The 18,665-nt window shown below is 62.3% G+C and carries 18 protein-coding genes; 12 read left to right on the plus strand and 6 right to left on the minus strand.

Features of this window, described 5'->3' with window-relative positions; genetic code table 11:
• Positions 1 to 26: 26 nt before the first annotated feature.
• The 4 genes from FQP90_RS19020 to FQP90_RS19035 all read left to right on the plus strand — a co-directional run bounded on the left by FQP90_RS19020 (position 27) and on the right by FQP90_RS19035 (position 5,393).
• Complete coding sequence (locus FQP90_RS19020; RefSeq protein WP_144652634.1) at positions 27 to 977, plus strand: carbohydrate ABC transporter permease; 951 nt, start codon at positions 27 to 29, stop codon at positions 975 to 977.
• Positions 978 to 986: 9 nt separating this feature from the next.
• On the plus strand, positions 987 to 1,883 hold the full coding sequence (locus FQP90_RS19025; RefSeq protein WP_144652635.1) for a carbohydrate ABC transporter permease: 897 nt from the start codon (positions 987 to 989) through the stop codon (positions 1,881 to 1,883).
• Between the two features lie 62 nt (positions 1,884 to 1,945).
• A complete protein-coding gene (locus tag FQP90_RS19030) occupies positions 1,946 to 3,928 on the plus strand; it encodes a pectinesterase family protein (protein WP_144652636.1) in 1,983 nt (660 codons plus the stop codon).
• A gap of 1 nt (position 3,929) precedes the next feature.
• Positions 3,930 to 5,393 carry a pectate lyase family protein gene (locus FQP90_RS19035; protein ID WP_144652637.1) on the plus strand — a complete coding sequence of 488 codons (1,464 nt, stop codon included), beginning with the start codon at positions 3,930 to 3,932 and terminating at the stop codon, positions 5,391 to 5,393.
• Between the two features lie 69 nt (positions 5,394 to 5,462).
• Here the strand turns inward: FQP90_RS19035 and FQP90_RS19040 are convergent, their stop codons facing one another.
• Entirely contained in the window at positions 5,463 to 5,894 is a 432-nt protein-coding gene (locus FQP90_RS19040) for a universal stress protein (protein WP_144652638.1), read from the minus strand.
• A gap of 160 nt (positions 5,895 to 6,054) precedes the next feature.
• Between FQP90_RS19040 and FQP90_RS19045 the strand changes: the two genes are divergently transcribed.
• Both FQP90_RS19045 and FQP90_RS19050 read left to right on the plus strand, forming a co-directional pair.
• Positions 6,055 to 6,861, plus strand: a complete 807-nt coding sequence (locus tag FQP90_RS19045) for an SDR family oxidoreductase (RefSeq protein WP_144652639.1) — start codon at positions 6,055 to 6,057, stop codon at positions 6,859 to 6,861.
• Between the two features lie 106 nt (positions 6,862 to 6,967).
• Positions 6,968 to 7,177 (plus strand): dodecin, encoded by a 210-nt coding sequence (locus tag FQP90_RS19050; RefSeq protein ID WP_144652640.1) that lies wholly within the window; start codon positions 6,968 to 6,970, stop codon positions 7,175 to 7,177.
• A gap of 54 nt (positions 7,178 to 7,231) precedes the next feature.
• Here FQP90_RS19050 and FQP90_RS19055 read toward each other — a convergent pair whose 3' ends face one another.
• Entirely contained in the window at positions 7,232 to 8,110 is an 879-nt protein-coding gene (locus tag FQP90_RS19055; RefSeq protein WP_144652641.1) for a helix-turn-helix transcriptional regulator, read from the minus strand.
• A gap of 199 nt (positions 8,111 to 8,309) precedes the next feature.
• Between FQP90_RS19055 and FQP90_RS19060 the strand changes: the two genes are divergently transcribed.
• The 5 genes from FQP90_RS19060 to FQP90_RS19080 are packed head-to-tail and all read left to right on the plus strand — an operon-like array spanning position 8,310 to position 13,093.
• Positions 8,310 to 9,131 carry an aldo/keto reductase gene (locus tag FQP90_RS19060; protein WP_144652642.1) on the plus strand — a complete coding sequence of 274 codons (822 nt, stop codon included), beginning with the start codon at positions 8,310 to 8,312 and terminating at the stop codon, positions 9,129 to 9,131.
• Between the two features lie 28 nt (positions 9,132 to 9,159).
• Positions 9,160 to 10,131: an aldo/keto reductase gene (locus FQP90_RS19065; RefSeq protein WP_144652643.1), complete on the plus strand. Its 972-nt coding sequence runs from the start codon at positions 9,160 to 9,162 to the stop codon at positions 10,129 to 10,131.
• Complete coding sequence (locus tag FQP90_RS19070; RefSeq protein WP_144652644.1) at positions 10,128 to 11,165, plus strand: SDR family oxidoreductase; 1,038 nt, start codon at positions 10,128 to 10,130, stop codon at positions 11,163 to 11,165. Before FQP90_RS19065 ends, FQP90_RS19070 begins: the two co-directional genes overlap by 4 nt.
• Positions 11,166 to 11,225: 60 nt before the next feature.
• Positions 11,226 to 12,056 carry an aldo/keto reductase gene (locus FQP90_RS19075; protein ID WP_144652645.1) on the plus strand — a complete coding sequence of 277 codons (831 nt, stop codon included), beginning with the start codon at positions 11,226 to 11,228 and terminating at the stop codon, positions 12,054 to 12,056.
• Positions 12,057 to 12,070: 14 nt separating this feature from the next.
• Positions 12,071 to 13,093, plus strand: a complete 1,023-nt coding sequence (locus tag FQP90_RS19080; RefSeq protein WP_144652678.1) for a lactonase family protein — start codon at positions 12,071 to 12,073, stop codon at positions 13,091 to 13,093.
• A gap of 72 nt (positions 13,094 to 13,165) precedes the next feature.
• Here the strand turns inward: FQP90_RS19080 and FQP90_RS19085 are convergent, their stop codons facing one another.
• Complete coding sequence (locus tag FQP90_RS19085) at positions 13,166 to 13,396, minus strand: hypothetical protein (protein WP_144652646.1); 231 nt, start codon at positions 13,394 to 13,396, stop codon at positions 13,166 to 13,168.
• Positions 13,393 to 13,590: a hypothetical protein gene (locus tag FQP90_RS19090; protein WP_144652647.1), complete on the minus strand. Its 198-nt coding sequence runs from the start codon at positions 13,588 to 13,590 to the stop codon at positions 13,393 to 13,395. Before FQP90_RS19090 ends, FQP90_RS19085 begins: the two co-directional genes overlap by 4 nt.
• A 307-nt stretch (positions 13,591 to 13,897) precedes the next feature.
• Here FQP90_RS19090 and FQP90_RS19095 point away from each other — a divergent pair, with 307 nt between their 5' ends.
• Positions 13,898 to 16,705, plus strand: coding sequence for an alpha-amylase family glycosyl hydrolase (locus tag FQP90_RS19095; protein ID WP_144652648.1), 2,808 nt, complete (start codon positions 13,898 to 13,900; stop codon positions 16,703 to 16,705).
• Between the two features lie 220 nt (positions 16,706 to 16,925).
• On the opposite strand, the gene FQP90_RS19100 is transcribed toward FQP90_RS19095, so the two are convergent.
• Positions 16,926 to 17,489 carry a GNAT family N-acetyltransferase gene (locus FQP90_RS19100; protein WP_144652649.1) on the minus strand — a complete coding sequence of 188 codons (564 nt, stop codon included), beginning with the start codon at positions 17,487 to 17,489 and terminating at the stop codon, positions 16,926 to 16,928.
• A gap of 134 nt (positions 17,490 to 17,623) precedes the next feature.
• Positions 17,624 to 18,661, minus strand: a complete 1,038-nt coding sequence (locus FQP90_RS19105; RefSeq protein ID WP_144652650.1) for a hypothetical protein — start codon at positions 18,659 to 18,661, stop codon at positions 17,624 to 17,626.
• Positions 18,662 to 18,665: the final 4 nt, after the last annotated feature.

An 18,665-nucleotide genomic window follows, 5' to 3' on the forward strand; every position in this document is an offset into this window, starting at 1 on the left:
ACTATTCGCGAGGGAGTCGTGTCGCTATGTCGGTTCTGACCAAACAACCACCCGGCGCCGCACCGGCGGCGGCCGCAGCGGGCGGCAAGCCGCGCATCCGCCCTTCCCGGCGCAAGAAGCAACGCTCAGGGTACCTCTTCCTGCTTCCCTGGTTTCTGGGGATGTTGTTTACCGTCATCCCGTTCTTTGCCTCGCTGTACCTCGCCTTTACGGACTACAACCTCTTCACCGAGCCGAACTTTGTGGGGCTGGCGAACTTCCAGGCGATGTTCGAGGATCCCAGGCTTCTCCAGTCGCTGAAGGTCACGTTCATCTACACCTTCGTGTCGGTGCCCATTTCCCTCGCTGTTGCCCTGCTGGTTGCTTTGGTGCTGAACCGGGGACTGCAGGGTCTTTCGATCTACCGCTCCGTTTACTACCTGCCGTCCCTCCTGGGCGGGAGCGTCGCAATCGTGATGCTGTGGCGCTACATCTTCGGCAATGATGGCATCGTCAACGGGTTCCTGGGATTGTTCGGAATCCAGGGTCCGGCGTGGGTGACCGACCCCCAGTTCTCGCTGAGCACCCTCATTGTGCTGAACGTATGGACCTTCGGTTCCCCCATGGTGATCTTCCTTGCAGGCCTCCGGCAGGTCCCGGGGATGTACTACGAAGCTGCCTCGATTGATGGTGCATCAAGGTGGCGGCAATTCCGCAGCATCACCCTGCCCCTGATCAGCCCCATCATCTTCTTCAACCTCATCATGCAGCTCATTGGTTCCTTCCAGACCTTCACCCAGGGCTATGTGATGAGTGGAGGGACGGGTGGTCCGGCGGATTCCACGCTGTTCTACAACCTGTACCTGTACCAGAAGGGCTTCACCGAGTTCGAGATGGGGTATGCCTCGGCCATGGCCTGGCTGCTGTTGATGATCATCGCGATTTTCACCGCCATCAATTTCATCGCATCCAAGTTCTGGGTCTTCTACGACAATTAAGGCAACTCCATGGCACTCCTTGATCTACCTCTCAAGCGCAAGCTGGCCAAACAAGAACAACCGGAAGACGCCCTGACGGGAACGCCGGTCTCCCGCTTTTCACGGCACCTGATTCTCTGCCTGGTGGGGCTGGTAATGCTCTATCCGCTCCTGTGGCTGGTTTCCAGTTCCATGAAGCCCAGCAACGACATCTTCCGGCAGCTGGGGCTGTGGCCGGAAAACTGGGACTTCTCCAACTATGCGCAGGGCTGGACCGCTCTGGACCAGCCGTTCCATGTGTACCTGATCAACTCGATGATCGTCGTGATCTTCTCCATCATCGGCAACATCTTCTCCTGCGCGCTGGCCGCCTACGCTTTCGCCCGGATGGAGTTCACCGGCCGGAAACTGTTCTTCGCACTCATGCTGGGAACACTGATGCTCCCGGGCCACGTACTCCTGGTCCCGCAGTACATCATCTTCTCCCAGTTGGGATGGCTGGATACCTACCTGCCCCTCATCGTTCCCAATTTCATGGCCACCAACGCATTCTTCATCTTCCTGATGGTCCAGTTCATGAAGTCGTTGCCCAAGGAACTGGACGATGCCGCCCAAATCGACGGCTGCGGCCCGTTCCGGACGTTCATTCGCGTGATTCTCCCCCTATGCGTTCCAGCCATGGCCACCACTGCAATCTTTACGTTCATTTCCACGTGGAACGAGTTCTTCGGCCCGTTGCTCTACATCCAAAACCAGGACCTTTACACAGTTCCCCTGGCGCTCCGCGCCTTCATGGACTCGGAAGGCCAAAGCATGTGGGGCCCCATGTTCGCCATGTCAGTGGTGTCCATCGCGCCGATCATCGGCTTCTTCATTGCAGGGCAGAAGTACCTCATCAACGGCATTGCCACCACCGGACTGAAATAGCTCCACCAACCAAGCAGACCCAAGCCTTACCCACCCAATAGGACAAGACAAAGGAGTTTTGCATGCGCCTGCGACGCCTACTCGGCGCGGCCACCGCCGTCGTCATTCTTGGAAGCCTTACCGCCGTGCCCGCACGGGCAGAACCTCAACACAGCGGCAGCGAATCCCCGGCCAGTGCAGCCGCCCTCTGGAAGCAGCTGCCGGATGGTTTCGCGGCGCTGCCCGGTAACGGACTCGCCGGGACCACCGGCGGACAGGCGGGGAGGCACGTCAGCGTCTCGTCGCTGGAAGAATTGCAAAGCTATGCGGCCGCCCCGGAGCCGCTGGTGATTTTCCTCAAAGGCAGCATCACCGCGCAGGACTACGTCAAGATTCCCGTCACGTCCAATAAGAGCTTCATCGGCGTCGGTGCGGGTGTGGAACTGGTCAATGCGGGCTTCAAGCTCATCAACGTCTCCAACGTCATCTTCCGGAACTTCACAGTGCGCGACTCCTACATTCCCGGCGACTGGGACGGGAAGCGTCCGGACAATGATCGCGACGGGATCCAGCTGGATACCTCGCATCACGTGTGGGTAGACCACATGAAGTTTGAGCGCATGGGTGACGGCATGATCGACACCCGCAAGGACTCGGACTACCTGACGTACTCGTGGAATGTCTTCGCGGACAACAACAAAGCCCTGGGTGTGGGATGGACCAGCAACGCCGTCACCAAGATGACCATCCACCACAACTGGATCCGCAACACTGTCCAGCGGAACTTCAGCCTGGACAACACCGCCGCCGCACACGTCTACAACAACTACCTGCAGGACATCGGCCAGTACGGAATGATGGGCCGGAACGCTGCCAAGGTGGTTCTGGAAGGTAACTACTTCACCGCTGTGGCCGACCCTGTGGTGGCCAAGGACCAAGCCACGGAAATCGTCAACCGCGACAACACCTTTGATGCCACCCGTGGACGCAAGGACAACATCGGCGGCGCCTTCGACCCCACGCAGTTCTACGCCTACGCCAAGGATGACGCCGCGAAGGTTCCGGCACTTGTCACCTCAGGCGCCGGACCGCGTGAAAGCCAAGCGCCCAGTACGACGACGGACATCACCGTCGCGCTGGACGGCACCGGCGACTTCGGCAGCTTGCAGGCGGCGATCGGCTCAATTCCCGTGGGCAACACCCAACCGCGGACCATCACCATCAAGCCTGGTTTCTACCGGGAAATGGTGAACATCTGGGCTGACCGGCCCCACGTGACCCTCCAAGGAGCAACTGGTGACCCGGCCGACGTCGTGATTTCCTACGACACGCCAGCCAACGGCGCCAAGTTCTTCGGCGGAACCTGGGGCGCGGCCGGAAGTGCGACGCTCAACGTCCTTGCCGAGCAAACCACCGTGCGCAACCTCACCGTGGAGAATGCCTATGATGAGGCCACCAACGGCGGGAGCCAGGCCCTCGCGGTCCGGACCGTGGCCGACAAGGTAATTTTCGACAACACCAGGTTCCTCGGCAACCAAGACACCTACCTCGCGGACACCACCGGACGCGACGCGACCGCCCGAACCTACCTGAAGAACTGCTACATCGAGGGTGACGTGGACTTCCTCTACGGGCGTGGAACCGCAGTCTTTGACGGCTGCACCATCCACTCCCTGGACCGCGGCAGCGACACTAACAACGGCTACATCGTGGCTCCCAGCACCAAGAACTCCAACCCGTACGGCTTCCTGATCGTGGACAGCACCCTCACCTCCAACGCCGCACCCGGAACCGTCAGTTTGGGACGCCCTTGGTTTGCCAGCAGCGACCCCAACGCACACCCGATGGCCGTCATCCGCGACTCGAATCTGGGCAGTCACATCGCGGAGCAGGGCTGGTCCGATATGAGTGGGCACTCCTGGACAGAAGGACGCTTCGCTGAGTACAACAACACGGGACCCGGAGCGCACATCAACGGGTTCCACCCCCAACTCACGCCGCAGGAAGCCGTGAACTTCACCAAGGAGAAATTCCTCGGCGACTGGATCCCGGCGGCAGGTGCTTGAGATGGCGAAACCACAAGGCACGAACATTCGACGCCGGACCCTGCTTTCCGCAGGACTCGCTGCCGGCACGTTGGTCTCCACCGGCTTCTTCCACCCGGCAACTGCGGCGCCAGCCACGGAAGTTACGCCCTCCGGCGTCGGCCTCAACGGTTTCTATGAAGCCGGGCTGCCGGCAAACCGTGGGAAGGGCGGCGTCTGGACGGAGGCACCGGCGGGGTTTGCCGGCGTCGCGTCCCACGGCCGCGCAGGCACCACCGGAGGGGCCGGCGGCAGGCTGGTCCACGCCGCTACGCCAGACCAACTCCGCACGTACGCCAGCAGTGCCGAACCGCTGGTGGTGATCCTCCACGGTGAACTGGTCTTCGCGCAGTACGAGAAACTGACGGTGGCCTCCAACAAATCCTTCCTTGGCGCCGGCAGCGGAGCCGCAGTAGTGAACGCCGGTTTCAAACTCGTCAATGTCGCCAACGTCGTGTTTCGCAACTTCACCCTCCGGGACTCCTACATTCCCGGCGACTTTGCCGGGAAACGGCCGGACAACGACAGGGATGGAATCCAGATGGACACCAGCACCCACGTCTGGGTGGACCATATGCATTTCACCCGGTTGGGAGACGGCCTAGTGGATATCCGCAAGGACTGCGACAACGTCACCTTGTCCTGGAACGTCTTCTCGGACCACAACAAAGCCCTCGGAGAAGGATGGACCCAGAATGTGGTCACGCGGGTGACGCTGCATCACAACTGGATCCGGAACACGCACCAGCGCAACGCCAGTTTGGACAACACTGCGGCATCCCACGTCTACAACAACTATTTGGAGGACATTTCCAGCTACGGGATGTTGGGGCGGAACGCTGCCCTTCTGCTGGTGGAGGGAAACTACTTCCGGAATGTCCGGAATCCGCTTCACCATCAGGGTCCCGGGGGTGCCTTGGCTGCCCGCGATAACGTGTTTGACGAGTGCACCGGGAACACCGGCCAGGAACGGGGAGCGTCATTCGAGCCCACGTACCCGTATGACTTGACCCCAACAAGGGCGGTTCCTGCGCTGGTGCGTGCTTTCGGCGGGCCACTGGGAGGGACTGTTCCACCGCTCCGGAACGTGCTCACGGTGGCTTTGGACGGAACCGGCAACTTTGCCAGCATCCGTGCGGCCGTGGGTGCGATCCCGCCGAACAATCCCGGTGCTGTGACCGTGCTGGTGCGGCCCGGCGTCTATCACGAGCCGGCCGTTATCTGGGGCGACCGGCGCAACGTCACCCTCGCCGGGGCAACGGGAAACGCCGCGGATGTGGTCCTGACCAACAGCGAGGGTGTCACCCTGCTGGTGGCGGCGGACGGTACGACGCTGCGGGATCTGACTGTCACGTCCGATACCCCGCAGCCTGGCCACGTTCTGCACGTCACTGGAAAGGGCATCACCCGCGCCAACGTGACGGTGCTCAACGGTACATTCGGCTAACCCCCACTACATAGCAAAAGAGGCCGTCGTGAGCATTCACAACGGCCTCTTCTGCTACCTGCTTCGGTGTTACGCGTCGATGTCCGTGTTCACGATGTAAACATCGCACGGAGCACCGTGCGCAACGCTGTTGGCGATGCTGCCCAGGACGCGGCCCAAGCCTTTCATGCGCTTGTTGCCGACCACGATCAGCGAGGCGTTGTTGGTTTCCGCGTAGTTGATGAGGGCGTTGGCCGGGGTGCCGCGGGCAGCGAAGTATTTGATGTTGCCGGCGGGTACGTCCAGCTCCTCAGAGACCTTGCGGGCCACGTATTCGGCGGAGTCAGCCGAGGAGACCGTGATGCGGTCGCTGCCGCTGCCGAATTCTTCGATTCGGTCGTCCGAGAAGCCGCTGATCACGTGCAGTTCGGCACCGAGTGCCGTGGCGAGCTTCGCTGCTGCCACTGCTGCCCGCTTTGCCGTTTCGCTGTTGTCAACGCCGACCACAATTACTTCTGACATGAGTACTCCTGGTTGTGGGGATTCACTGGTTGGTGCTGCAAGAAATCTACACTCCATGGCTACACACCGGGGTGACCCTTTTGCGCCGGGAGTGTTTACAGGACGGATCCAGGGGTAGGGATAAAGCATCGGAACGATCAACCGACCGAAAGGCAGGACCATGAGCGACGCACCGTTTTCCCCGCAAACCGCCATCGTCACGGGATCGGATTCCGGCATCGGGCGGGCCACTGCGGTGGCGCTGGCCAAGGCCGGCATGGACGTGGGTATCACTTGGCACTCGGACCAGCAGGGCGCCGAGGACACGGCTGAGGAGGTCCGCAGCCTGGGGCGCAAGGCCGTGGTCCACCAACTGGACACCACCGATGTCCGCGGAACGGCGGCCACCGTGGAAACCCTCGCTGAAGAACTCGGTGGTGTGGATGTCTTCGTCAACAACTCCGGAACCGGCGACGGAACCAAGTTCCTGGACCTCGACTACCAAACCTGGATGTCGACGCTGGACACCAACCTCAATGGTGCGTTCGTGGCCATGCAAACGGCAGCAAGGCGCATGGTGAAAGCGGGCCGAGGCGGACGCATCATCGCCGTCACCAGCGTCCACGAGTTCCAGCCCCGCGTTGGAGCCTCGGCTTACGATGCCTCCAAGCACGGCCTGGGAGGGCTCATCAAGACCATGGCGCTGGAACTCGCCGAGCACGGGATTACCGCCAACAACGTGGCCCCCGGCGAGATCGCGACTCCCATGACTGGCCAGGAAGACGAGGACCCCACCAAGAAGGAGCGGCCAGGGGTGCCACTGGGACGCCCCGGAGACGCACGCGAAATCGCAGCCGTCATCGCTTTCCTGGCGTCCCCGGCTTCCAGCTATGTCAACGGCGCGTCGTGGCCCGTGGACGGTGGAATGCTGCAAATGGGACCCCAGGCGGGCTCGCACATTACCAGCAACGACTGGCGTGAAAGCTGAGCGTCAACACCTCTGGCCGCACGGTGTTCCGTGGGCTAGTCTGCATGAACGGCCTGCCTGGCGGGCCGGATTTTCCAGAGATTCAGGGACGATGATGAGGAGCACCATGGCTGGCCACACATATAGCGTTTCCGAGATTGTAGGAACTTCCACCGAGGGCGTTGACGATGCGATCAAGAATGGCATCGCGACAGCCTCCCAGACATTGCGGCACCTGGACTGGTTTGAGGTCAAGGAGATCCGCGGCCACCTGGAGGACGGCGCAGTGGCCGACTGGCAGGTCACCATCAAGCTCGGTTTCAGGCTGGAGCGCTGACCGACCTCACCGCGAGTTGACAGTTAATGCCAATGTTTCTGGAAAACATTGGCATTAACTGTCGTCTCGGCGGGCGGGTTCGGGGACCTCGGCGTGGGTGCCCACGTCCCCAAAGTTCAGAAGCGTCAAAGCGTCCGACGACGGCGATCCCACCTTCGCTGAATAGACCCGAAGGAGCTGGTCGGGGTCGTCCGGGAGACTGAGTGTCTCAAAGTTCAGTTCCAGGTCTCCCACCACTGGGTGGTGCAAGCGCACGGTGCCTGCCGACCGCGTGGCCACCCGGTGCCCGGCCCACCACTGCCGGAAATGCTCACTGTTCACGGCCAACTCACCCACCAGTTGGTTGGTCTGGGGATCGTTCGGGTGGCGGCCAACATCCATTCGCAGTGCGCCTACAGCTTCCGCGGCCACGGTCTTCCAGTCCCTGAACAGCTCCCCGGCGGATGGATCCAGGATGATCCAGCGCGTCAGGTTCCGCTCAGGGGCCGGCAGCGCGGCGAAGTCTGCGAACAGCAGGTAGGCCATCCGGTTTCCGGCCAGGACGTCTGCGCGCCTGCCCAGCACCATGGCCGGAACATCCCCGACGGCATCCAGCAACTGGCGCAGGGCTGGCCTCACCTTTTGCACGGGTCCTGGATTGCCGGCGGAACTGGCGCAGTGCTCCAGCAGGTCCATCATGTGCGCCTGTTCCCCGGCGTCAAGGCGGAGGGCCCGGGCCACGGAATCCAGCACGGCCTTGGAGGGGTGGATGTTCCTGCCCTGTTCCAGGCGCGTGTAGTAGTCGGTGCTCACGCCGGAGAGCCGGGCGACTTCCTCACGCCGGAGCCCGGGCACGCGTCGGGAACCGCTGGACTCCTGCGCCCCGGCATCTTCGGGCGAGAGGCGGGCACGCATGACTTTGAGGAACTTACCGAACTCGGCGCTTTGACCCATCCGTCCATTCTGCCGCTCGCTGCGTGTGAAAGACCACCATTTTGGGTAGGACTACCAGACCTAGGAAAAACAGGATCAGGCTGGATTGCTGACTCTGCCACCAAAACTGCATAGGCTCAGTACAGAGCCTCCGAAAACGCTTTCTGGAAACAGAAGCGTGGAGCGCCAGGCCATAACCATCCCGTCGAAGGAGACCGTCATGCCAGAGCTGACATTGAACAACGGCATCACCATCCCCCAGCTCGGATTCGGTGTGTTCCAAGTACCTGCCGATGAAACGCAGAAGGTAGTGGAAGACGCGCTGGAAGCCGGCTACCGCCACATCGACACCGCCGCCGCGTACCGCAACGAGGCTGGCGTGGGCGCCGCGATCGCCGCCTCGGGGATCCCCCGGGAGGACCTCTTCATCACCACCAAGCTCCGCAACGGCGAGCAAGGCGAAGCCTATGACGCCTTCCAGCGAAGCAGGGATGCCCTGGACCTCGAGGTCATCGATCTCTACCTCATCCACTGGCCGGTCCCGTCGCAGGGGCTCTTCACGCAGGCGTGGAAGGAGATGGAGAAGCTGTACCAGGACAAGCAGATCCGGGCCATCGGCATTTCCAACTTCCTCCCGGACCACGTGGACACTCTGCTGAAGGAAGCGGATGTGGTGCCGGCGGTCAACCAGATCGAACTCCACCCGACGTACCAGCAGGCCGAATTGGCCAACAAATGCCGCGACCTGGGCATTGCCGTTGAGGCTTACAGCCCGTTGGGCCAGGGCAAGGACCTTAACGCGGAGCAAGTTGCCCTGGTGGCAGCTGCCCATGGCACTACTCCTGCACAGGTGATCCTGGCTTGGCATCTCGCGCAGGGAACCATCGTGATTCCCAAATCCGCAGACTCCGCCCGTATGCGCGAGAACTTCGGCGCAGCGGACCTCACCCTCACCGAATCCGAACTGGCAGCAATCACGGCACTGGAGGCGGGCGCCCGCATCGGTTCCGATCCCGCCGTCGCGGCTTTTACCCAGTTCTAAAACCCAACGAACAAAGGACTCAACAGCTATGCAGTACACGCATTTGGGCCGTTCCGGCCTTAAGGTTTCACGTCTCTGCCTGGGCACCATGAACTTCGGCCCGCAGACCGACGAGGCAACAGCCCACTCGATCATGGATTCCGCACTGGACTCCGGCATCAACTTCTTCGACACCGCCAACGTCTATGGCGGCACCGGCCACCGCGGCTGGACCGAGGAAATCATCGGCCGCTGGTTCGCCAAGGGCGGCGAGCGCCGCGAGCGGACCGTTCTTGCCACCAAGCTCTACGGCACCATGACGGACCGTCCCAACGAGTCCAAGTTGTCCGCCCTGAACATCCGGCGAGCCTTGGACGCGAGCCTCAAGCGCCTGCAGACGGACTACATCGACATCTACCAGTTCCACCACATCGACCGCGATACGCCGTGGGACGAGATTTGGCAGGCCATTGAGGTGGGCGTCCAGCAGGGCAAGATCCTCTACTCGGGCAGCAGCAACTTTGCCGGTTGGCACATCGCCCAGGCGCAGGAAGCTGCCCGCAGGCGGAACTACACGGGCCTGGTCAGCGAGCAGTCCATCTACAACCTGTTCCGGCGTGAACTGGAGCTCGAGGTCATCCCGGCTGCGCAACAGTACGGCCTTGGCTTGATCCCGTGGTCGCCGCTGCAGGGCGGCTTGCTGGGTGGCGTGCTGAAGAAGGAAGAGCAGGGTGTCCGCCGCACTGAAGGACGGGCGCTTGAAACCCTCAAGAAGCACGAGGACCAGATCCGCCTGTACGAGGATTTCGCGGACGAACTGGGCCACGCACCCGGCGACGTTGCGCTGGCTTGGCTTCTTCACCAGCCTGCCGTGACGGCTCCGATTGTTGGGCCGCGAACCCAGGAGCAACTGGACGCAGCCATCCGCGCACTGGACGTTTCCCTGAACGAGGACGCCCTCAAGCGCCTCGACGACATCTTCCCGGGCCACCGCCCCGCCCCCGAAGACTACGCCTGGTGAGTAATCTCCTCCCCGTCAGCCTGGGAACGGCGGCGGACACCGTCTCGCCGCGGAACATCCTGTTCATCGGCGGGACCGGGGTCATCAGTGCGACGGCGGCTGAACGCGCCGTCGCACTGGGCCACCGTCTGACCCTCCTCAACAGGGGACGGTCAGCCGGTCGGCCGGTTCCCGATGGCGCCGAAGTACTGCACGCGGATATCCGCGATCCGCAGGCCGTGCGTGAGGTACTTAAGGGAAGGGAGTTCGACGCCGTTGCGGACTTCATCTCCTTCACCCCGGATCAGGCGCGGGCCGGTTTGGAGATGTTCCGCGGGCGGACGGGTCAGTACGTCTTCATCAGCTCCGCTTCGGCTTACCAAAAGCCGCCCACGACGCTGCCCATCCGGGAATCCACACCTTTGAAGAATCCGTTCTGGAAGTACTCGCAGGACAAGATCGCCTGCGAAAACCTACTGTTTGAGGCTTATCGCGAGCAGGACTTCCCTTTGACGGTGGTGCGGCCTTCCCACACTTACGATCGGACCAAGATCGCCATGGTGGGCGGCTGGACTGACATCCACCGGATGCGTGCCGGGATGCCGATCATGGTGCACGGAGACGGGACCTCGCTCTGGACGCTGACGCACAGCCGGGACTTCGCCAAGGCTTTTGTTGGACTTCTGGGCAGGCCGCAGGCTGTGGGCGAGAGCTACACGATCACCTCGGACGAGTACCTGCCCTGGAACCAGATCTACCGCCTGTTCGCCCGTGCCGCCGGAGTTCCGGAACCCGAGCTGTTCCACGTTTCCTCGGAGACCATCGCAGCCCACAGCCCGGAACTCGGACCCAACCTGCTCGGTGACCGCTCGCACTCCGTAATTTTCGACAACACCAAGATCAAGGCACTCGTTCCTGACTACCGGGCCACCATCCCGTTCGCGGATGGGGTCAGGGAAATCGTCGAGTGGCATGATCAGCATCCCGAGCTTCAGGTAGTGAAGGAAGACTTCATGGAGTTGAGTGATCGGCTGTATGACTGGTCGCGACGGTAGCTGTTGCCAAGCAGCAAGCGGCCAGCGTAGAAACAAAGAAAACCGGAGGAGACCCAGCCCATGACACGTGCACCGCTTATCGAACTCAACGACGGCCACAAGATCCCACAGCTCGGGCTGGGCACCTGGCCCCTGAATGATGCCCAGGTGGAGGACGCCGTGGTGGAGGCGGTGGCGCACGGCTACCGGCACATAGACACCGCGAAGAAGTACGGCAACGAGAAGGGCGTGGGCAACGGCATCCGCACGTGCGGGGTGGATCGAGGGGAGCTCTTCATCACCACCAAGCTCGATGGCGAATTCCAGGGTTCCGGCAAGGCTGTTGCCGGGCTGGACGGATCCTTGGAACGTCTGGGGCTGGACTACGTGGACCTGCTCCTCATCCACTGGCCGCTCCCCCGCCGCGACGAATTCGTGTCCACGTGGAAGACCTTTGAGGAACTTCAAGCGTCAGGGAAGGTGCGGTCCATTGGTGTTTCAAATTTCAAGCCGGCGCACCTTGACCGGCTGTTCCGCGAAACCGACGTTGTGCCGGCAGTGAATCAGATCCAGGTGAGCCCCTCCATCCCAAGGCCTGCCGCGAGGGCCTTCAACGAACGCAACGGAATCATCACAGAGTCCTACAGCCCGTTGGGTGCCAGCAGTGACCTTCTGAACGCTCCGGTGTTGGCCAGCATCGGCGGGAAGCACGGAAAGACACCGGGCCAGGTGGTTCTTCGCTGGCACGTTCAGCAAGGACTGGTAGCCATTCCCAAGACAGCAAACCCTCAGCGCATGCAGGAGAACCTGGACGTCTTCGACTTCGAACTGGACCAGGACGACCTCACCAGGTTGCAGACCCTCGACGCCGGTCCGGACGCGGGCGTCGACTCTGACGTTCAGGGGCACTGACGGTGGGAACACTGATCTGGGCCGGCTGCTACACGGCTGACAGGAACGGAAAGGGCGAGGGCATCACGGCGCTCTCTGCGGACGACCATGGGAAGCTAACGTCCCTTGGCGTGGCCGTCGAGGCCAATTCACCGTCTTTCCTGGCGTTGCACCCAACGCTTCCCGTGGTTTATGCCGTGGCGGAGGAAGGCAAGACGGTGCGGGCGTATCGCCGAACCAGCGACGCCACTCTGGAGGCCTTCGGTGAACCCTGGCCCGCCGGCGAGGCCACGTGCCACGTCGCTGCAGATCCACAGGGACGTTTCATCGTGGCCACCTGCTGGGGCGACGGCCAGGTCATTCTCTACGAACTGGACAACGACGGCGGCATCACCTCGCGCACAACCGCGGTGGCCGCCGTCGATCCCCACTCCACGGCACCCGTCGACGATGAGCGGCCCAGCCGCGCGCATTCCAGCCTGATGCTCCCGGACGGACGGGTGATGACAACTGACCTTGGGCATGACCTGGTCCGCGTGTGGCAGTACATACCGGGCGAAGGCCTGCAGCCTGACCATCAGGTGATCCTGCCCAAGGGTTCGGGCCCCAGGCATATGGCCCGCCACCACAGCGGAACCGTCTTTGTGGATACCGAGTACTCGGTGGAGGTGGCGACCGTCCGGATGGAACCGGACGGAACGTACGAGCTTACGGCGATCGTTCCGGCCAGTGTCAACAAGCCGTTCGACGGCGACTCCGGGGCCGAGATCGCGTTGTCCCCGGACGGCCGATTCGCGTACATGGGGGTGCGCGGCAGCAACCGTATTTGCATCCTGAAGGTGTCACACAATGGCAGCGAGCTGGAGCCCCTCGCGGACGTCCCATGCGGCGGCGATTGGCCGCGACATCACCTGGTCCGCGAAGGCTGGCTGTACGTGGCCAACGAAGGTTCCAACGACGTCGTGAGTTTCAGTCTGGACCCGGACACCGGGCTGCCGGACGGCCCCGTCAGCCGAGTGGAAACCGGCTCACCCAGTGCGCTGGTGCTGGCCGGTTAACTGACGCCGAGACGGCACTTAATGACAATCATCCGCTCAGACATTGTCATTACTTGCCATCTCGGCGGGTCTTTAGACGGACCAGACCTCGACGTCGTCCGTGCCGCAGATCAACTTGCGACCCGTCGGTTCGAGGACCACCCAGAGCAGTTCCTGGTGCTTGGAAACATCGTCAACGCGACCCGTTCCGGCACCCCATGCGACGTCGTAAATCCACACCGGATCACCGGCGCTGAGGTCGGCCCACTCCGCTGCGGGCACGTGCCGGTAGTCGGCTGGCCTGTTCAGGATGGTGCTGGTCATGCCGACACTTCAGCGGCAGTTCGCCGCCGCCAGACCGTGGCCACGCCGTTGTGGGCCGGAAGCAAGTGGCCTTCAGCGAAAACCTGGACGGTGTCCGGATCGGAATCGGGGCTCCACAGGCCTGACGCCGGGCAGTGGGAACCAGTAGGCATGACGCGGGTGGCTCGTTCGCGCAGGAGGGCGATGCTCTTCATCGTTGAAACTCATCCTTGGGGATAGATCGGGGCACTGCGTGGTGTGAAGCAGATCTCTTCAACCCTATGCAAGTCACGTGGGCTTGGTTATGGGCAAATGCATAACGTTTTCGAGTGAAGCCATGCAGGGGCACAGTGAAAAACAGGCGCGATTTCAGCTAGAAGAACTGCAAGCGCTTCCAACTCTGAAGAATTTACCCGGTTCTTCACATCACGTAATCCCAATAATTCGTAGATTAAGCGAACGGAAGCGCTTACAGTTGTGACTTGTCCCACAGCACTGTCGCTTAGCGGAAGGTTCCATCACTTGTTATCTCGCAGCTATAGATCCCACGCCAGCCACCTCCCCTACCATCGCCACCCCCTTGGGCGCGTAGTCGCCGTCGTACTTACGACGGCGGCACTCACCGCCGCCGCGGTCCTCCCCACGAGCGCCGCTGCCTCCACCAAGAAGCCCGCGCCCGACCCCGCTGCCCAGCACTCGGTCCGAGGCGGCGTCAGCGATCAGAACTTCTACTTCGTTATGGCGGACCGCTTCAGCAACGGCACCACAAGCAACGACGACGGCGGGCTGGGTCCTGCTCCGATGGTGTCCGGTTTCGATCCCACCCGCAAAGGGTTCTTCAACGGCGGCGACCTGAAGGGCCTGCAGGACCAGCTGGACTACATCCAGGGCATGGGCACCAACGCCCTCTGGCTCACTCCCAGCTTCAAGAACAAGGCCGTACAAGGTGACGGAACGGTGGAGAACAGCTCCGCCGGGTATCACGGGTATTGGGTCACCGACTTCACCCAGATCGATCCCCACCTGGGCACCAACGCCGAGCTCAAGACGCTCATCGATGCCGCCCACGCCCGCGGCATGAAGGTGTACTTCGACATCATCACCAATCACACCGCGGACGTCATCCAATACCAGGAGACGTCCTCGGCTCCGTACATTTCCAAGGAGACCGAGCCCTACCGCACCGCCGCGGGCGAGGTCTTCGATGACCGCGATTACGCCGGGACGCAGGACTTCCCTGCCTTGGACGCGGCCACGTCGTTCCCCTATACGCCCGTAGTCCCCGCGGCTGAGAAGGACATCAAGATTCCTTCCTGGCTGAACGACCCCACGCTCTATCACAACCGCGGCAACACCAACTTTGCCGGCGAAGATTCCCTGTACGGCGACTTCTTCGGACTGGATGACCTGTTCACCGAGAACCCCAAGGTGGTCAACGGGATGATGGACGTCTACAAAACATGGATCCGTGACTTCGGGATCGACGGTTTCCGGATCGACACCATGAAGCATGTCAACGACGAGTTCTGGCAGCAGTTCGGCCCCCAGGTGCTCAGCTACGCCAAGGAGCAGGGCAAGGACGAGTTCTTCATGTTCGGCGAAGTCTTCGATACCTCCAAGACCGTCACATCCAAGTTCACCACCAAAAACAAGATGCAGGCCGTGTTGGACTTCGGCTTCCAAGGTGCAGCCCGCAGCTTCGCGTCCCAAGGCAGCAAGGCCAGCGGCTTGGCGGACTTCTTCAACGGTGACGATTGGTACACGGATGCCGATTCCAACGTCTACCAACTGCCCACATTCCTGGGTAACCATGACATGGGCCGCATCGGCACCTTTATCGCCCAGGACAACCCGGGAGCATCTGACGCGGAACTGGTGGAGCGCGACGAACTGGCCCATGAGCTGATGTACTTCTCGCGCGGCAACCCGGTGATCTATTACGGCGATGAGCAGGGTTTCACGGGCGCCGGCGGGGACCAGGACTCGAGGCAGACCATGTTCGCCAGCAAGGTCCAGGAGTATTTGGATGACGACCTTTTGGGAACCAACGCCACGCACGCCACGGACAACTTCAACACCGAGCACCCGCTGTACAAGAAGATCAGCGAGCTCGCGGCACTCGCAGCAGACCACCCCACGCTCCGCACCGGTGCCCAGCAAGACCGCTACGCCGCTGATGGGGCCGGGATCTACGCCTTCTCACGCATCGACGCCAAGGAACAGCGTGAGTACATCGTGGCAGTGAACAACAGCGAGACCGCACAGACCGCGGTGATCCCAACGTATGAAGCGAAACAGCCGTTCAAGCTGGTCTACGGTGAGGCCGCCAAGAACGCCAAGTCCGGGCAGGACGCGAAGCTGGCTGTCACCGTCCCGCCGCTTTCCGCAGTGGTTTATGAAGCAGCGGGGCGACTCGCCACATCGAAGGCCGCGCCCGCCGTCGTACTCAAGAAGCCGGTCACGGCGGCTGGGGACGCCACCCGCCAGAAGGTGACGGCCGACGTCGACGGTAACTCGTTCTATGAGGTCACCTTCCAAGCGCGTACTGCAGGTGGCGACTGGGCGTCGATCGGCACGGACGACAACGCGCCGTACCAGGTGTTCCACGACGTCTCGTCGCTGGAGTCCGGCACATCCGTGGAGTACCGCGCTGTGGTGCTGGACAACCGCGGGCAGACGTCCGCCAGTGAGCCGCGCAGCGGTGTGGTGGGAGAACCGACGCAGCCTGAGACAGTCACTGTGGCCGGCAGCCTCAACACCGAACTCGGTTGCGCCGAAGACTGGCAGCCGTCCTGCGAGCAGGGGCTCATGAGCTATGAGCCGACGCACCGACTCTGGCAGCTGAATGTCCCCAACTTGCCCGCGGGCACGTACGAATTCAAGGCCGCACTCAACGGCACGTGGGACGAAAACTATGGCGCGGGTGGCGAGTTGAATGGCCCCAACGTGGTGCTCACGCACCCTGGCGGCGCCGCCACCTTCCTGTACGACCACGCCACCAACGTGATCAGCGCGGTCACCGCGGGCCCGCAGCCAGCGGCCGTCTCGGTACCCGGCAGCCTGAATTCGGAGCTTGGCTGCTCGGGCGACTGGATGCCGGACTGCGCCCAGGCGCAGCTGCAGCTGGACCCGGCGGATGGGATCTGGAAGCTGTCAGTGCCCAACCTGGCCGCCGGCAGTTACGAGTTCAAAGCCGCTATCAACGGCTCCTGGGCTGAGAACTACGGTCTCGGCGGCGCTCCGAACGGCAGCAACATCGCCTTGAAGCACGACGGCGGCCCGGTCACCTTCCGGTACGACCCCGCCGGCCACCTGGTCACCGTCCGCTAACCCAAGCTGGCGCCAGCAAACGTCGCTCCGGGCCGCCAGCTGCCGGGCTGCCAGCTGTACCTGGAGCACGGAAATACCTTGGACGTAGTGAGCGCAGCCGTCATTGGCCCGGCCGATGACGGCTGCGCGGCCACCCAAACACGTCCTGTCCTTTGCTGTTCGCTTGTCAGTCCCCGATAGCGGTGATGGCGTAGTGGTTGATGGGGGGATCCTGCAGCTGTTATCGGGGTGCCCGGCTCATTGAATGGACAGTGGGCCCACCCGGAATCACAGTGGTGTCCGTGACAAGGAAACCAAGGCGCCCGTAAAGGCGCACGTTACGCTCGTCCGAGGTTTCAAGCACCACGGCACCTGCCTCTCGGTCTATTCGCGTGAGACCCTCCGAGGCCACGGCCGTGCCCAGCCCTTTGCCTTGATGTGCCGGGTCTACGCCCACGGTGGCCAAGGTCCACGCCGGCCCCTTTGGCTGGGGCAAGCTCAGATCAATCAACGCGGTGGCTCGAGAACCCAGCAGTTCCAGAACTTCGATCTGCATATCGGGACCAGGTTTGGGCGCATCAGGACGAAGGAATGCAGCGACGGAGCGCAGTTGTTCATCCACCAGGACCAATCCATGGGTAAGCGCATGTCCCAGGTAGAGGTACTGCAGCCGTTCGAGTCTCTGTTCATAATCAACGTCAGGAATCGACCATCTCGTCCAAGGGTAAGTCTCAAAGGCAAGGCCAAGTACTCGGGCAGCAACCCTGAGGTCTGCGCCGGTTGCCTGGCGAACCATATCGGTCATGAGAAATACTCCTAGCGAATAAAGGCCTTCTGCCAAAGTACCTGAGATGACGGCAGCACCAGTCAAGGTCCCCTCAGGGGACAGCAAACGTCGCTCGGGGCTGCCAGAGCGACGTTTGCTGGCCCCCGGATGGGCTACTTGTAATTCAGGCTAAGCAGCATGGACTTCAGTTGGGCGTACTGCGTGCTGCCCATCCAGTCCTTGGCCGCTGCAGGGGTGGCGAAGGCGGGGTTCTTGGTGGAATCGAACTGCACGTAGGCGCTCATGATGCCGTTGGGAACCCGGACCTGGTTGGTCCCGGAGGAGCTGACTCCGGCCTTGAGCTCCGAGGAGCGCCGCACATCCATAATGTACGTCGGAGGACCCTCGGCAGGTCCCGATCGGGGTGAGGGCATTCCCTCGTAGGGGGGCCCTTCGTAGGGGATGTACTGCAACTGGTTCGAAGAGAAACCGAACTCCACCAGCTCACCCGAATTATCCCGAACACCGGGAACCACTGCCCGATCAAGGATGGTCCGGTCCACCAAACCCGCAGTGCCGTCGCCATAGTTGCCGTTGAATATCACGGCGACCTCAGTGCCTGCGCCGTCCAGGACCTTGGCGATAATGGACCCAGCCTTGTCCGCCTCGGTCGCATATGGCCCCTGCTCCGTCTTGACGCTCCAGCCAACGGGAAGAGTGAAGGAAAGGTGCCCGTCGGGGAAGGTGAACTTTTGGGGGTCCGCGGCCGGCGCCTGGGTGGGAGCCGTTGTCGGTGCAACCACCGGAACCGTGGGAACCACGGGCGGAGTGGTGACAGGGACAGCCGCCTCCGGTGTGGCAGACGGCGTGGCGGTGGGTGACGGCGCCTGCGTGACTGTAGCGGTCGGAGTCGGCGTCGCTTCCGTGGAGTTCACTGTGACTGCCGGCGCGGGAGCAGCCGTGAGTGGGCCAAAGTTGGCCGCTACAAGGACGCCCGCGGTGACAGCCGCGGCACCTAGCAGCAGGCCGCCTGCGATCCGGGCCTTCCGGCGCCTGCGGTCTTCAAGGGACACCACGCCGGCTGGTGGATTGTTGTCACTGAAGACGCGTGGGCCGGTGAGCATGCGCGCCAAAGCTTCTTCTGAGTTGACCTCGTTTGGCTCGTTCGCCAGCGGGTCAATCGCTGAAATCTGGTTCTTGATCGGATCCATTGTC

This window comes from Paenarthrobacter nitroguajacolicus, from assembly GCF_007786235.1.
Taxonomy (GTDB): domain Bacteria; phylum Actinomycetota; class Actinomycetes; order Actinomycetales; family Micrococcaceae; genus Arthrobacter; species Arthrobacter nitroguajacolicus_A.

What these genes read in the sequence shown, in the direction of transcription:
- FQP90_RS19085 (WP_144652646.1), bottom strand. Translation starts at nt 13,396, where the DNA reads ATGACCAGCACCATCCTGAACAGGCCAGCCGACTACCGGCACGTGCCC.
- FQP90_RS19040 (WP_144652638.1), bottom strand. Translation starts at nt 5,894, where the DNA reads ATGTCAGAAGTAATTGTGGTCGGCGTTGACAACAGCGAAACGGCAAAG.
- FQP90_RS19065 (WP_144652643.1), top strand. Translation starts at nt 9,160, where the DNA reads ATGCAGTACACGCATTTGGGCCGTTCCGGCCTTAAGGTTTCACGTCTC.
- FQP90_RS19030 (WP_144652636.1), top strand. Translation starts at nt 1,946, where the DNA reads ATGCGCCTGCGACGCCTACTCGGCGCGGCCACCGCCGTCGTCATTCTT.
- FQP90_RS19090 (WP_144652647.1), bottom strand. Translation starts at nt 13,590, where the DNA reads ATGAAGAGCATCGCCCTCCTGCGCGAACGAGCCACCCGCGTCATGCCT.
- FQP90_RS19100 (WP_144652649.1), bottom strand. Translation starts at nt 17,489, where the DNA reads ATGACCGATATGGTTCGCCAGGCAACCGGCGCAGACCTCAGGGTTGCT.
- FQP90_RS19035 (WP_144652637.1), top strand. Translation starts at nt 3,930, where the DNA reads ATGGCGAAACCACAAGGCACGAACATTCGACGCCGGACCCTGCTTTCC.
- FQP90_RS19060 (WP_144652642.1), top strand. Translation starts at nt 8,310, where the DNA reads ATGCCAGAGCTGACATTGAACAACGGCATCACCATCCCCCAGCTCGGA.
- FQP90_RS19050 (WP_144652640.1), top strand. Translation starts at nt 6,968, where the DNA reads ATGGCTGGCCACACATATAGCGTTTCCGAGATTGTAGGAACTTCCACC.
- FQP90_RS19020 (WP_144652634.1), top strand. Translation starts at nt 27, where the DNA reads ATGTCGGTTCTGACCAAACAACCACCCGGCGCCGCACCGGCGGCGGCC.
- FQP90_RS19025 (WP_144652635.1), top strand. Translation starts at nt 987, where the DNA reads ATGGCACTCCTTGATCTACCTCTCAAGCGCAAGCTGGCCAAACAAGAA.
- FQP90_RS19075 (WP_144652645.1), top strand. Translation starts at nt 11,226, where the DNA reads ATGACACGTGCACCGCTTATCGAACTCAACGACGGCCACAAGATCCCA.
- FQP90_RS19045 (WP_144652639.1), top strand. Translation starts at nt 6,055, where the DNA reads ATGAGCGACGCACCGTTTTCCCCGCAAACCGCCATCGTCACGGGATCG.
- FQP90_RS19105 (WP_144652650.1), bottom strand. Translation starts at nt 18,661, where the DNA reads ATGGATCCGATCAAGAACCAGATTTCAGCGATTGACCCGCTGGCGAAC.
- FQP90_RS19055 (WP_144652641.1), bottom strand. Translation starts at nt 8,110, where the DNA reads ATGGGTCAAAGCGCCGAGTTCGGTAAGTTCCTCAAAGTCATGCGTGCC.